At 59.7% G+C, this 13,119-nt stretch carries 10 protein-coding genes and 5 pseudogenes; 11 read left to right on the top strand and 4 right to left on the bottom strand.

Annotated features, from left to right (window positions below; all coding sequences use genetic code 11):
* Positions 1 to 2: 2 nt before the first annotated feature.
* Complete coding sequence (locus tag ACF2JD_RS09380) at positions 3 to 344, top strand: MerR family transcriptional regulator (RefSeq protein ID WP_440987266.1); 342 nt, start codon at positions 3 to 5, stop codon at positions 342 to 344.
* Positions 345 to 438: 94 nt separating this feature from the next.
* On the opposite strand, the pseudogene ACF2JD_RS09375 reads toward ACF2JD_RS09380, so the two are convergent.
* Positions 439 to 1,682, bottom strand: a pseudogene (locus ACF2JD_RS09375) (dicarboxylate/amino acid:cation symporter).
* Positions 1,683 to 1,945: 263 nt separating this feature from the next.
* Here ACF2JD_RS09375 and ppnP point away from each other — a divergent pair.
* The 3 genes from ppnP (at position 1,946) to ACF2JD_RS09360 (ending at position 5,419) form a co-directional block, all read left to right on the top strand.
* Complete coding sequence (gene ppnP / locus ACF2JD_RS09370) at positions 1,946 to 2,230, top strand: pyrimidine/purine nucleoside phosphorylase (RefSeq protein ID WP_005336842.1); 285 nt, start codon at positions 1,946 to 1,948, stop codon at positions 2,228 to 2,230.
* A 155-nt stretch (positions 2,231 to 2,385) separates the two neighbouring features.
* On the top strand, positions 2,386 to 3,762 hold the full coding sequence (locus ACF2JD_RS09365; RefSeq protein ID WP_440987265.1) for an L-serine ammonia-lyase: 1,377 nt from the start codon (positions 2,386 to 2,388) through the stop codon (positions 3,760 to 3,762).
* A 286-nt stretch (positions 3,763 to 4,048) separates the two neighbouring features.
* Positions 4,049 to 5,419: an L-serine ammonia-lyase gene (locus ACF2JD_RS09360; protein ID WP_025326890.1), complete on the top strand. Its 1,371-nt coding sequence runs from the start codon at positions 4,049 to 4,051 to the stop codon at positions 5,417 to 5,419.
* 866 nt (positions 5,420 to 6,285) lie between these two features.
* On the opposite strand, the gene ACF2JD_RS09355 is transcribed toward ACF2JD_RS09360, so the two are convergent.
* The gene (locus tag ACF2JD_RS09355) at positions 6,286 to 6,564 is read right to left on the bottom strand and encodes a YcgL domain-containing protein (protein ID WP_440987264.1); all 279 of its coding nucleotides are present in this window, start codon (positions 6,562 to 6,564) and stop codon (positions 6,286 to 6,288) included.
* Between the two features lie 106 nt (positions 6,565 to 6,670).
* Here ACF2JD_RS09355 and minC point away from each other — a divergent pair.
* The 6 genes and pseudogenes from minC to ACF2JD_RS09325 all read left to right on the top strand — a co-directional run bounded on the left by minC (position 6,671) and on the right by ACF2JD_RS09325 (position 10,362).
* Positions 6,671 to 7,389, top strand: a pseudogene (gene minC / locus ACF2JD_RS09350) (septum site-determining protein MinC).
* 18 nt (positions 7,390 to 7,407) lie between these two features.
* Positions 7,408 to 8,220: a septum site-determining protein MinD gene (gene minD, locus ACF2JD_RS09345; RefSeq protein ID WP_098984135.1), complete on the top strand. Its 813-nt coding sequence runs from the start codon at positions 7,408 to 7,410 to the stop codon at positions 8,218 to 8,220.
* 2 nt (positions 8,221 to 8,222) lie between these two features.
* The gene (minE, locus tag ACF2JD_RS09340) at positions 8,223 to 8,489 is read left to right on the top strand and encodes a cell division topological specificity factor MinE (RefSeq protein WP_005311265.1); all 267 of its coding nucleotides are present in this window, start codon (positions 8,223 to 8,225) and stop codon (positions 8,487 to 8,489) included.
* Between the two features lie 181 nt (positions 8,490 to 8,670).
* Positions 8,671 to 8,997, top strand: a complete 327-nt coding sequence (locus tag ACF2JD_RS09335) for an HI1450 family dsDNA-mimic protein (RefSeq protein ID WP_041205707.1) — start codon at positions 8,671 to 8,673, stop codon at positions 8,995 to 8,997.
* Positions 8,982 to 9,770, top strand: coding sequence for a monofunctional biosynthetic peptidoglycan transglycosylase (mtgA, locus tag ACF2JD_RS09330; RefSeq protein ID WP_440987263.1), 789 nt, complete (start codon positions 8,982 to 8,984; stop codon positions 9,768 to 9,770). Before ACF2JD_RS09335 ends, mtgA begins: the two co-directional genes overlap by 16 nt.
* A 269-nt stretch (positions 9,771 to 10,039) precedes the next feature.
* Positions 10,040 to 10,362 (top strand): annotated as a pseudogene (locus ACF2JD_RS09325) (HI1450 family dsDNA-mimic protein).
* A gap of 55 nt (positions 10,363 to 10,417) precedes the next feature.
* Here the strand turns inward: ACF2JD_RS09325 and ACF2JD_RS09320 are convergent.
* A complete protein-coding gene (locus ACF2JD_RS09320; protein WP_440987513.1) occupies positions 10,418 to 10,729 on the bottom strand; it encodes a DUF1289 domain-containing protein in 312 nt (103 codons plus the stop codon).
* Between the two features lie 51 nt (positions 10,730 to 10,780).
* Positions 10,781 to 11,600, bottom strand: a pseudogene (locus ACF2JD_RS09315) (CvfB family protein); the annotation flags it as partial.
* 234 nt (positions 11,601 to 11,834) lie between these two features.
* Between ACF2JD_RS09315 and ACF2JD_RS09310 the strand changes: the two are divergent.
* Positions 11,835 to 13,043, top strand: a pseudogene (locus ACF2JD_RS09310) (UPF0149 family protein).
* The last annotated feature ends 76 nt before the right edge of the window (positions 13,044 to 13,119 follow it).

The following is a 13,119-nucleotide window of genomic DNA, read 5'->3' as shown; positions in this document are numbered from 1 at the left end:
CTATGACCAAATCCAAGGATGACGCCCGGACCTTCAGCATCAGCGAGCTGGCCCGTGAATTCGATGTGACCACCCGCAGTATCCGCTTCTACGAGGATCAGGGACTGCTGAACCCGACGCGCCAGGGGCAGACCCGGATCTACAGCCGTCAGGACAGGGTGCGCCTCAAGCTGACCCTGCGTGGCAAACGGCTGGGCTTCAGCCTCGCGGACATCCGCGAACTGTTCGATCTCTATGACGCGGACAAGAGCAGCCGCTCCCAGATGGTCTTGCTGGAGGTCTTGCTGGAGCTGGAGGCCGCCGAGCAGCGCTGCCGGCAGGCGCTGGGCCAGCTGACTCCCTGAGTCGGCAAGGGAGGGGCAGCCATTGCGGCCCCAGGAAAATAGAAAGAGGGAGGCTTGCGCCTCCCTCTTGTCATTCATGGCTGTGAGCCAGGTCTCAGGCTTCCTTGCTCCAGCGGTTCGGATCGTAATCCGGGCTGTAGCGATCGACTATGATGGCGCAAGCCGCATCACCTGTGATGTTGAGGGCGGTACGTATCATGTCGAACAGGCGATCCAGCGCGAACAGCAGCGGCAGCCCCTCGATGGGGATGCCGGCCGCCAGCAGCACGGCCACCACCAGGAAGCTCGGGCCCGGCACGCCGGCCTGGCCGATGGCACCCAGGGTCGAGGTGACTATGATGGCCGCCCAGGCGCCCATGCTGAGATCGATGTTGTAGACCTGGGCGAAGAAGATGGCCACCAGACCGTAATAGATGGCGTTGCCGCTCATGTTGATGGTGGCACCCAGCGGCAGCACGAAGGAGGCGGTGGCGTTGGTCACCTTCAGATCGTGCTCGCAGGTCTCCATGTTGACCGGCAGGGTCGCCATGGACGAGGCGGTGGAGAAGGCCACTATCTGCGGCTTCTTCATCGCCGAGAAGTACTTGCGCACCGGCGTGTTGGAGAAGAAGGCGATCAGCATCGGGTAGACCACGAAGCCGAAGATGAGGATGGCGGCGACATAGACCACGAACAGCTTGAGCACCAGGGTCAGCACGTCGAAGCCATAGGTGCCGATGGCATCGGCCATCAGGCCGAAGACCCCGATGGGGGCAATCAGCATCACCTTGTTGATCATCCAGACGAAGGCGTCCACCAGGGTGTTGAGGCCATCCACCAGCGGCTTGGCGCGCTCGCGGGGCTGCTTGGCCAGTGCTATGCCGAGGAACATGCAGAACACCAGGATCTGCAGTATGTTCGCCTCGTTCAGGGCGCTGAACACATTGGTCGGGATCATCCCAAGCAGGGTGGCCACGGCGTCTGGCAGGGCGCCCTTGTCGGCGTAGTCACCGGCAAACATGGCGGCGGTGGAGCCGAAATCGACCCCGACACCCGGTTTGAAGATCTGCCCCATTACCAGTGCCAGCAACACGGCCAGCGCGGAGGTACCGAGGAAGAAGGCGAGCGTGGTCACCGCTATCTTGCCCGCGGCCGGGCTGGCCCCCAGATTGGCGGCCCCGGACAGGATGGCGACCGCCACCAGCGGGATCACCAGCATCTTGATCAGCTGGATGAACAGGGTACCGAGCGGTGCAAACACAGTGGCTTGTTCACCCATAAACGCGCCGACCACTGCGCCCAGTACCATGGCGACCACAACCTGGAAGCCGATGTTTTAATGAGTCCTTTTGTTAACACAAATGTTCCTTTATGTAGCAAAATTCACACTTTCCCAGTGCAATTAACCAAACAGGGGAATAATCCTCTCCATTCCCCTGGCGGCGCGTGTTATCTCACATTTAATAGCTGTTTTAAATCAGCAAATCGAAACCTTAACTATTATAAGTTTGCACAAAGTTGAAGATTCAAAGGCCTCGGTGTTTTTCCCCTATCCCACCATGACAATTGGCAAAAGATTGTGCTAGCTTTGGCTGCACAAACGTACACACAGGGATGTAAAGATGCTGAAAGTTAACGAATATTTTGACGGAAATGTAAAATCCATCGGTTTCGAACAAAAAGGCGAGAAATCCACCGTCGGGGTGATGAACGCCGGTGACTACCTGTTCAACACCGCCGCCCCCGAGCGGATGACAGTGATCAAGGGCGCACTCACCATCCAGCTGGCTGATGAAGATGAGTGGCACACCTACAGCCAGGGTGAATCCTTCCTGGTGGCGGGCCACTCCTCCTTCAAACTGGAAGTGAAAACCCCCACCGCCTATCTGTGCGAATTTCTCGACTGATCCTGCCCCTGAAGGGGCATCCCTTCAGCCCCTTCAACCTCGATGAACACCCCACCCTTTATCTGTGCCCATGTCACAGCACCGCACATCCCCGCTTTCCATCCACGGCAAAAATCCTAGAATAAACAGACATAAACCATCACCGGAGTGATGTCATGATCAGCGTGTTTGACCTGTTTTCCATCGGATTGGCCCCTCCTCTTCCCATACCGTCGGTCCCATGCGCGCCTCTTATGCCTTCGTCCAGCAGCTCAAGCCAGCAAGGCCATCTGCCACACACTGCGCGGTCGAAGTGGAGTGTTACGGCTCGTTGGGCCAGACCGGCAAAGGGCACGGTACCGGCAAGGCGATCATTCTGGGGCTGTCGGGTTTTGAACCCGAATCGGTCGATATCGATGCCATTCCCGCCATTCTGGCTCGAGTGGAAAAGAGCAGCGCCTGCTACTGGCAGGCGAACAGCCGAGCCACTTCCCCGCACCGGTGCCATCATCTTCAACCGCCGCAAGACCCTGCCGGCCCACACCAACGGCATGACTCTGCGCGCCTTTGCCGATGAAAACCTGCGCTTCAGCCAGACCTACTACTCCATCGGTGGCGGCTTCATCATTGAAGAGAGCCACTTCGCCACCGCCAAGGAAGAGGCCGCCAAGTCGATGCCGAACACCCGTCCCCTACCCGTTCGACAGCGGCGCCCAACTGCTGGCCCACTGTCAGGAGAGCGGCCTCTCCATCTCCGGCTCATTCTGGCCAACGAACGGGTGTTTCGCAGCGATGAGCAGATAAAAGCGGGGCTGCGCAAGATCTGGCAGGCGATGCAGGGCTGCGTCGAGCGGGGCTGCAAGAGCGAAGGGGTGCTGCCGGGCGGCCTCAAGGTGAAGCGCCGCGCCCCTGCCCTCTATCGCCAGCTCTGCGGCGAGACCAACTTCAACAAGGATCCCCTGATGGTGATGGAGTGGGTGGATCTGTTTGCCCTGGCCGTCAACGAGGAGAATGCCGCCGGTGGCCGGGTGGTGACAGCCCCCACCAACGGCGCCGCCGGCATCATCCCCGCCGTGCTGCACTATTACGATCGCTTCGTGCGCAAGGTGGATGATGAGCTGCTGATGCAGTACTTCCTCACCGCCGCCGCCATCGGCATCTTATATAAGAAGAACGCCTCCCTGTCGGGGGCCGAGGTGGGCTGTCAGGGAGAAGTGGGGGTCGCCTGCTCCATGGCCGCCGGCGCCCTGGCCGAGCTGCTGGGCGGCAGCCCGGCCGTGGTCGAGAACGCCGCCGAGATCGGCATGGAGCACAACTTAGGGCTGACCTGCGATCCCATCGGCGGCCTGGTACAGGTGCCCTGCATAGAGCGCAACGCCATGGGGGCGGTCAAGGCGATCAATGCCGCCCGCCTGGCCCTGCGTGGCACAGGCGAGCACAAGGTCTCCCTGGACAAGGTGATCAGGACCATGTGGGAAACCGGCAACGACATGAAGACCAAGTACAAGGAGACAGCCCGCGGCGGCCTCGCCGTCAACATCACCGAATGTTAAGCCTGGGTAAAAACGACCTCAGATGACCCTCAGATACCCGGCCTGGCCGGGTATTTTTTCGCAAAACGTTTGCCTTGCGCTTAACAAAATGGATAACCATCAAAATAAATTTTATACTCGCGCCGTGAATTCAACAAAAATAGATCTATTTCAACTTTTTTTAGGCAGGAAGCCGTTACACTGCGGTTATCTGGTTCCCTGGCCTTTGTGACGACAGACCCGTCCCATGGATCACCCTTTCTGCGAGCGGGCATGGCGCCCCCTTCTACCCTGAGGTAATTGTTACATGATCAGCGTTTTTGATATCTTCAAAATCGGTGTTGGCCCCTCCTCTTCCCACACTGTAGGCCCGATGAAAGCTGCCAAACAGTTCGTGGATGATCTGCGTGCTAGCGGCAAGATCCGTGACATCACCCGGATCCAGGTTGACGTCTATGGCTCCCTCTCCTGGACCGGCAAAGGCCACCACACAGACACCGCCATCATCATGGGACTGGCCGGCAACCTGCCGGAAAATGTCGACATCGACGGCATTCCTGAATTCATCTCCCGGGTCGAGCAGACCGGTCGTCTGCCCATAGGCCTGCACTGCCACACCGTCAGCTTCCCGAAAGGCGCCATGGTGTTCCATGACGAGGCCCTGCCCCTGCACGAGAACGGCATGAAGCTGACCGCCTTCATCGAAGACGAGGCCATCTACAGCAAGACCTATTACTCCATCGGCGGTGGCTTCATCGTCGATGAAGAGAGCTTCGGCAAGGCCGACAGCGGCGACATGACCGTCAACTACCCCTTCAAGAGCGCCGCCGAGCTGCTCGCCCACTGCGGCCAGACCGGTCTCTCCATCTCCGCCCTGATGCTGGAGAACGAGAAGTGCTTCAACACCCCGGAAGAGATCTACAAGAAGCTCGGCAAGATCTGGACCACCATGCGTGAAGGGATAGAGCGCGGCTGCCGCACCGAGGGTGTCCTGGCCGGCCCGCTGCGGGTGCCGCGCCGTGCCGCGCCCCTCTACCGTCAGCTGACCACCAACGAGCATCTCTCCAACGACCCCATGAGCATCGTTGACTGGGTCAACATGTTCGCTCTCGCGGTGAGTGAAGAGAACGCCGCCGGTGGCCGCGTCGTCACCGCCCCGACCAACGGCGCCGCGGGCATCATCCCGGCCGTGCTGGCCTACTACGACAAGTTCATCCAGCCGGTCGGCCGCGACGAATACACCCGCTTCTACCTGGCCGCCGCCGCCGTCGGCATGCTCTACAAGATGAACGCCTCCATCTCGGGTGCCGAAGTGGGTTGCCAGGGTGAGGTGGGTGTCTCCTGCTCCATGGCCGCCGCCGGCCTGACTGAACTCATGGGCGGCAGCCCGGAGCAGGTGTGTGAAGCGGCCGAGATCGGCATGGAGCACAACCTGGGTCTGACCTGCGATCCGGTCGCCGGCCAGGTACAGGTGCCCTGCATCGAGCGCAACGCCATCGCCGCCATGAAGGCGGTCAACTCCTCCCGCATGGCCCTGCGTCGTACCTCCAAGCCCCGTGTCTCCCTGGACAAGGTCATCGAGACCATGTACATCACCGGCAAGGACATGGACTCCAAGTACCGTGAGACCTCCCGCGGTGGCCTGGCCATCAAGGTGATGCAGGTTGCCTGCGAATAAGCGGCATCGACGACCCTCATCTGAACAAAAGGCGGGATATCCCGCCTTTTTTCTGCCCGACAGGCATGACATGAAGCACTTATACCGGCATACCGACCATTTCACTGTAGGGCGTTGCTGATATACCCCTGCTACGCCATCTTATTGCGGATTGTCTTGTCTGCATACCTCTTTAATTACATCCAATGCCTTGATTGACTCGTCTCAATGGATTGGAAGCGACGTTCTACCCTGCCAGTAACCTTTACCCGATATCTTGCCCCACCAGCCACGATTTCACAACTAATCGATATCGAGATGGCCCCTCAACTCAATCCCCTCACCATTGGTCATACCCTTGTTTGGCAAGACGCGGTTACCGCTCACCCTGCGGATTATCACGCCGCCACATTGATTGCCACCTATGCGGCACTTTCGTGATCAGGGCAAACAATCAAGTACACAAACAGGGGGTTAGCTCATCATTTTGGCCACAGCGCATCGCGCAAACTGGTTTTAGCACAGTTATCACCGCCCTCTTTACGCCCTATTTGATGGATAACGCATCGAGCAGTGGAGGCCAAAAAAGCGCCCAAAGAAGGGGCTGAAAATAATCGATGAATGAGCCAATAGCCGTTGAAATGGCGGATATGAGTACGCGCCACTCGCTATTTTTGTGAGCGCCAGCAAAGGTTGAGGATATGGTGTTGGGAGCAGATTGACTTTCTATTTAAACAACGAAAAGTGAATATTACCAAAGGGAGGGTTTAATTTGGCCAGATCCTGTCACGGGATTATCGCAGGCCACCTCTCCGGGGCCGGAATGCGTCATGCAGAGTCACAAAGAATTAGCCCCGCTGGGCAGAACACACAACAGGGCTGGATATTCAGGATGGTTTTTTCAGGCTGGCCTTGTGCTGCTCCAGCAGGTTTTCGGGAGGCGGCGGCACCTGCAGGTAGAACCCCTGGCTGGTCAGCGCGGCCATCACCTTGCCGACATCAGCCAGACCCAGGGGCTTGGCCGGGTCCAGCTTGGTCATCAAGACCAGCTCGGGGCGTCCGAAGGTACTCATCAGTGCCTCTGGCACACGGGAAAAGTCCTCTCTTCTTTCAATAAAGAGATAGGTCTCGGCTTTTTTGCGACTTTTATAGACTGCACACAACATGGAAATTGATATAATCCGACGGGTTCATTGCCTCTGGTGGTGGCAAACTATAACATCAGGAATTGAATAACAATAACGTATTACCGTCTCGGTTCGGGGAAGATTCATGGTTGAACGCGATAACGAATTGAAAGGGACCACCTTCACTATTTCTGTGTTGCATCTCAGCGATGGCAATCCGGACCGGATCCGACAACTGCTGGAGGCCAAGGTCGCGCAGGCTCCCCAGTTTTTTAATTGTGCGCCGCTGGTGATCAATGTTTCCCGACTGGAACATATTCCCGATTTCGAACAGCTCAAGGAGCTGGTGGAGTCCGAAGAGTTTGTGCTGGTCGGCATCACGGGGGCGCGCAGTGAAGAGATGAAGACAGCCGCCAAGGCGGTGGGACTGGCCGTGATGGCCTCGGGCAAGAGTCGCAAGAGCGAACCGGAACCCGAGCCTGCCCGCGCCAGCCGCCCCTGGAGGTGGCCCAGGTCGCCCCGCTTCATGCCCTGGAGCCGACCAAGGTCCACGTCGGGCCGGTGCGCTCCGGCCAGCAGATCTATGCTGCCGGCACCTCGCTGGTGGTGCTGGGCTCGGTCAGTCCGGGGGCCGAAGTCATCGCCGACGACAGCATCCATATTTATGGCGCCCTGCGTGGCCGTGCCATCGCGGGGGCCAAGGGCAATCCCCTTGCCCGCATTTATTGCCAGCAATTGCAGGCCGAGCTGCTCTCCATCGCGGGCACCTTCCAGCTCAGCGACGCACTGCCGGCAGGCCTGATACAAGAGCCAGTCCATATCCGGCTGGACAACGAACAACTCCGAATAGACCGCATCAAATAGAGTTACAAGGAAGCGAGAATGGCGCGAATCATAGTCGTTACATCGGGCAAAGGTGGCGTTGGCAAGACCACAACCAGCGCGGCCCTGAGCACCGGCTTGGCCCAGCGAGGCCACAAGACAGTGGTCATCGATTTTGACATTGGCCTGCGAAACCTGGATCTCATCATGGGCTGCGAGCGGCGCGTGGTGTATGACTTCGTCAATGTGATCAACGGTGAGGCCAACCTCAACCAGGCCCTCATCAAGGACAAGCGTTCCGAGAATCTGTTCATCCTGCCGGCCTCCCAGACCCGGGACAAGGACGCCCTGACCCGCGAAGGGGTCGAGAAGATCCTGGATCAGCTGGCGGAGATGAAGTTTGATTACATCGTCTGCGACTCCCCGGCCGGCATCGAGGCGGGGGCCCTGATGGCGCTCTACTTCGCCGACGAGGCCATCGTCACCACCAACCCGGAAGTCTCTTCCGTGCGTGACTCGGATCGTATCCTCGGCATCCTGGCCTCCAAGTCCCGCCGTGCCGAGCGCGGGGAAGACCCCATCAAGGAGCACCTGTTGCTGACCCGTTACTGCCCGACTCGCGTCAGCCGTGGCGACATGCTGAGCGTGCAGGATGTGCAGGAGATCCTGGCCATCAAACTGCTCGGGGTGATCCCGGAGTCCCAGGCGGTGCTGCGCGCCTCCAACTCGGGGGAGCCGGTCATTCTGGACAAGGAGTCCGATGCCGGTCAGGCCTATGAGGACGCAGTTGCCCGCCTGCTGGGTGACACCAAGGATTTTCGTTTTCTGGAAGAAGAAAAGAAGGGCTTCTTTAGCCGACTGTTCGGGAGTTAAACATGTCATTATTGGATTATTTTCGTTCCAACAAGAAACAAAACACCGCACAACTGGCCAAAGAGCGGTTGCAGATCATAGTCGCGCACGAGCGTTCTTCAAGAGGGGGGCCGGATTACCTGCCCCAGCTCAAGCAGGATCTCCTCGACGTGATCCGCAAGTATGTGCAGATCGATCCGGACAAGATCACCGTCCAGCTCGATAAGAAGAGTGACGAGCTGTCGGTACTGGAGCTCAACATCACCTTCGCCGATGACAAGAAGGGATGAGCTGACGCCCCATGCGTGACCCCTTCCCTCAATGAAGACCGGATCCTGTAGCAGGATCCGGTTTTTTATTGCCTGACGCAGTGGCATCTCGCCAAGGCGTGCGGGGCCAGCTAGAATAGCGCCGCCCCGCAGGCAGTGATCTGCGCCGGCACCTTTTTCCCTTATCTGGAATACAGGTCTTATGTCTTTGAATGACGAAATGCACAGCGTCGAGGAACTGCTCGATACCGCCCTTGAACTCTTCATGGAGCTGGCCTCGGACAACCTGCCCGAACAGGAGATAGCCCTGTTCAACCAGGCCTTCAACGATCGGGGTCTGCTGGCGGAGACCGACCCCGCCGATGACTGGGAAGCGGACGTGGGGTTTGCCGTGAGCGATGCCGAGTACGCCGAAATCTGGGTTGGCCTTGGCAATGCCGAGCAAGAGTATGAGCACCTGTTTGCCCGCATGCTGCTCTCCCGCCGTGTCGACGAGAAGTTCTGCCACATCGAATGGCTGCCCCAATAATTCCGGATCCCGACGATCCCGGTCACTATGAGTGGGACTCAGAGCCTGACGCCGTGGCCCCCGTGCGCGCATCTGCATCGGGGCGCCGGCTGTTGAGGTGGGCAGGCAAGCTGCGCTGGCGGCGCTGGTCTGCTCGGTCGGCTCGGTGGCGCTTGCTGCGCTTTATCGATCCGCCGATGTGGAGCTGGCGTATCGAGCGGGCCCTCTTTCCGCCCGCCAAGATCACCGAGGTGCGCCATGAGTGGGTAGATCTGGAGTCCATCTCCAAAGAGCTGCAACTGGCGGTGATCGCCGCCGAGGATCAGCGCTTCGCCGATCACAACGGCTTCGACATGGATGCCATCAGCTCGGCCCTCAAACACAACCAGCAAAGCCGGCGGGTGCGCGGGGCCAGTACCCTGAGCCAGCAGACGGCGAAGAATCTCTTCATGTGGAGCGATCGCAGCTTGTTGCGCAAGGGGATAGAGGCCTGGTTCACCCTGCTGATGGAGCTGGGCTGGGACAAGTCCCGTATCCTCGAGGTGTATCTGAATATCGTGGAGTTCGGGCCCGGCATCTATGGCGCCGAGGCGGCCGCCCGGCACTACTTCGGCAAACCGGCGGCGCGCCTGACCCGCTACGAGGCCTCCTTGCTGGCCGCCGCCCTGCCCAATCCCTGGCGCTACCGGGTCAAGCCCCCCTCGCCCTATGTGCAGCAGCGCTCGGCCTGGATCCGCCGCCAGATGAGTCAGCTCGGCCAGGTCACCCTGAACCGGGTGCACGAGGCCGACTGATCCTCAGGGCTCATCGGGTTTCTCCGGTGGGCCCAGATGGCCGCCCACCTCCGCGGTGCAAGCGGCAGATAGTGCCACCACCAGGCCTCCCGCCGCCGCTTGATCTGCCGCCTGTACTGTCGTCGCTTCATCCCACTCCCTGCCAGCTGATCCGCGCCTTAACCATACTCCCCAAGGGCCACTTGACAGGCAGGCCCGGCCCCACTGGTCTGGCCGCCACAGCCAATAATTGTTAAAGTGGCGAACCTCGATGTATCTGGAGTGATTTCATGGAACAGCGTACCCGGATCAGCTGGTCGAATGGGCCTATGATCAGTTTCTTGAGCAGGCCGCCGATATGCTGGCCCCCGAACAAATAGTCGACATCACCCTGGAGTTTGAGCAGCGTGGCGCCGTGGAGGCGACCCTGCCCAATGCCGACTGGTCGACCGAGCTGGGTGAGCCGGTCGATATGGAGCGCTGGGTCGAAGTGTGGGTCGGTTTGCTGGATCATCAGGATGAGTTTGAGGTGATCTTCGCCACCTTCCTGCTGCCCCGTCTGCTGACCGAAGATCAAGTGCATGTGCGCTGGCATCGCCAGCAGCAGGCATAAAAAGGCGCCATCGGCGCCTTTCTTGTTTCTGTATTCACTTTTATTCTGTTCTCTGCTAATCCTGCGCCGCGATGGCCTTGGCCAGACAGCGGCGGCACCAGCAAGCGCTGGCCTCCTGCATCGGCAGTACTGGCAACTGGCTGCACCAGCACTGCGCAATGGTCTGACCGGCAGAGACGGCGCAATAGGCCGGTTTGCCACAACCCGGGCAGCGGTGGGTGCTTTTCGAGCCATTCAGCTCGGCCATCACCGCCAGCTGGGCCTTGCTATCCATCGCCGACCAGTGGCCGATCTCGGTCAGGGTGCGGCCACAACCAAGGCAAAGCCCATCTTTCGCCTTGCAGAGGCCAACACAGGGGCTCGGCATCTTATTCGCTATCCACTGCCTGTCGCCTGCTTGTACCTGCGCCACCGGCGTCGTGATGGCGTTATCTTCGATGACAATCTTGCCCTGCTTGTAGAGGCCGCCGATCGCCTTCTTGAAGGTGCCCTTGCTCATGCTGAACAGCTTGTAGATGAGCTCGGGTTCGCTCTTGTCACCCACCGCCAGACTGCCGCCCTGCTTTTTCATCCGGCTCAGAATACGTTCACCGGCATCATCAACCCGCGCCAGACCCGGCTTTTGCAGGGTCAGATCCAGCTTGCCATCTTCGCGCACCTGCTTGACCCAGGCGGTTTGCGGCCGACCGGTCATCACCCGGCCAAACACCTCGTTCTTGAACAGCATGCCGGGATACTGACCGTTGACGATCACCTTGATGCCGAGGGGCGAGTGCTCCCCCGGCAGCGCGGTCACTTCGTCACCGACCTTGAAGTTGCTGCCGGCCGGGGTCAGGAAACGCTCGATGCGGCTGGTGCCGACCATGCGCCCTTCGTTATCCAGTTGCAGACGCACCAGATAAACGTGGCCCACCTGCATCGGCTTGTTCTGCTCGCGGCTGGGCACAAACAGATCCTTTTTCATGCCCCAGTCGAGGAAAGCACCAATCTTGTTGGCATTGACCACCTTCAGACCGGCAAATTCGTCCACCATGGCAAACGGCTTGTCGGTGGTGATCACCGGCTCGCAATCGGCATCCAGATAGAGGAAGACCTGCACGCTATCCCCCTCTTTCACCCCTTCCGGCAGTTGACGCTTGGGCAGCAGCAGTTCACCGTACTCATCCGGCCGCCAGCCAGGCGCCACGGTCTTCGAGTTCAACAACGGTGAGGGTGTTCATCTTGCCAATCTGTATCATGGTGCTCTCTTTTTCATTACCCGGATGGGCCTGCATTGAACATGGCCCCTATAATGCGCGCATGTTACCTCAAGAGCGGTGATCCGGCCTAGTCCCCAAGCCACCACTGGCCGCCCTTTCGCCCTTATCTTATCCGCCAATGGTGATTAAATCGCCAAACAGGTCGCCCATTTGCTGCAAATAACCCCACTTTTAGGTAGACTTCGCGGCTGTTCAAATCCAGAGGAACTGTCGATGAACCCATCCACTCGTACCCGCCATCTTAATCAATGGATCCAGAGCCACAGCCAGCAGGACATGACCTACCCGGCCCTGCACGGTTTTCTCTGTGCCCGTCTGGTGGGGCCAGACAAGCCCTGACTGGCAACGCCCGCTGGCTGGTCTGCTGGAACAGGATGCCGAGTTGGATGAAAAGTGCAGAAGCCCTCAACCACCTGATCGCCGAGCTGGAATCCCAAACCGACGACGCCCAGCTGGCCCTGCCGAGCCAATGCCGCCTGCCCAGCGATAACCCCGAGCAGGTGTTCGAACAGAGCCATCCCCTCGGTCAGTGGTGTTACGGCTTCAGCAGGGTTTTGCCACCTGGCCCAAGCCGAAGGATTTGAACGACCCGACCACCCAGTACCGCTTCAGTCTGGCCGCCGAGCTGAGCCTGTTTCGTGACAAGCCCATGGCCCAGATGCTCTATAGCGCCGCCGCCAGCGAGCTCCCCTTTGTCGAGTTCTGCAAACGCCAGCGCCAGAACATGAAAACCGCCCTCAACCAGTTGCTCAACCTCGACCAGTATCAGGCCGCCCCCAGCACTGATGTGGCCCTCAATGGCGAGCAGGCCCAACAGTGGCAGACCTGGTTCGAGCTGGCCGACAGCTGCCGCGATCATCAGGCCCGCCTCGGCTGGTTCGAGAAGATCATCGCCGATGCCACCCCGCTGTTTGACGAGCCTTCTGGCAGCAAATCGCCGGCCACGGCTGGAGTGCCCCGAGGCCCGCGCCTCTGCTGGCCGCCAGAGCCGGCCGCGCCGACTGCCTGCTGCGCCTTGGCAAGCTGGGCGAGGCCAAAGCGGAGTATCTGGCCCTGCTGACCTTTGTCAGGCCGATGAGCTGGGTTGCCGCTACAACCTCTCCACCCTCTATGCACTGCAAGGGGATTGGCTGGCCTGGCCGCCCTGCTGGTGCGCTTCGATGAAGCCTCCAGCTGGCTGCTCTACAACAAGGCGCTGATGGTCTTTGCCACCGAGGGTGCCGAGGCGGCCAAGCCCCATCTGCTGGTCGCCATCGAGGCCAACCCGCACATTCCGGCCTGCCTGCTGGGCCAGCGCAGGCTGCCAAACAGGAGCCCCGCAAAGCTGGCAAGCGGGCAGCCGCGACGAGGCCGCGCTCTACGCTCCAGAGCCGCGAGGCCTGGCTTGCAGATAATGCCCTGATCTGGCTGCGTAAAGGCTGAACAGCGAGGCCAGTTGAAAACCCTGGGTCAGACCCGGTTTTTCCTTGAACACGTGCGCCACCGCACATTTCATCGC

The sequence above is a fragment of the Aeromonas ichthyocola genome (assembly GCF_046087985.1).
Classification (GTDB): Bacteria; Pseudomonadota; Gammaproteobacteria; order Enterobacterales; family Aeromonadaceae; genus Aeromonas; species Aeromonas rivipollensis.
Note: the sequence above shows the minus strand (reverse complement) of the source record. Positions and strands in the feature narration are given on the sequence as shown.

What these genes read in the sequence shown, in the direction of transcription:
- ACF2JD_RS09380 (WP_440987266.1), top strand. Translation starts at nt 3, where the DNA reads ATGACCAAATCCAAGGATGACGCCCGGACCTTCAGCATCAGCGAGCTG.
- ppnP (WP_005336842.1), top strand. Translation starts at nt 1,946, where the DNA reads ATGCTGAAAGTTAACGAATATTTTGACGGAAATGTAAAATCCATCGGT.
- ACF2JD_RS09365 (WP_440987265.1), top strand. Translation starts at nt 2,386, where the DNA reads ATGATCAGCGTGTTTGACCTGTTTTCCATCGGATTGGCCCCTCCTCTT.
- ACF2JD_RS09360 (WP_025326890.1), top strand. Translation starts at nt 4,049, where the DNA reads ATGATCAGCGTTTTTGATATCTTCAAAATCGGTGTTGGCCCCTCCTCT.
- ACF2JD_RS09355 (WP_440987264.1), bottom strand. Translation starts at nt 6,564, where the DNA reads ATGTTGTGTGCAGTCTATAAAAGTCGCAAAAAAGCCGAGACCTATCTC.
- minD (WP_098984135.1), top strand. Translation starts at nt 7,408, where the DNA reads ATGGCGCGAATCATAGTCGTTACATCGGGCAAAGGTGGCGTTGGCAAG.
- minE (WP_005311265.1), top strand. Translation starts at nt 8,223, where the DNA reads ATGTCATTATTGGATTATTTTCGTTCCAACAAGAAACAAAACACCGCA.
- ACF2JD_RS09335 (WP_041205707.1), top strand. Translation starts at nt 8,671, where the DNA reads ATGTCTTTGAATGACGAAATGCACAGCGTCGAGGAACTGCTCGATACC.
- mtgA (WP_440987263.1), top strand. Translation starts at nt 8,982, where the DNA reads ATGGCTGCCCCAATAATTCCGGATCCCGACGATCCCGGTCACTATGAG.
- ACF2JD_RS09320 (WP_440987513.1), bottom strand. Translation starts at nt 10,729, where the DNA reads ATGCCGAGCCCCTGTGTTGGCCTCTGCAAGGCGAAAGATGGGCTTTGC.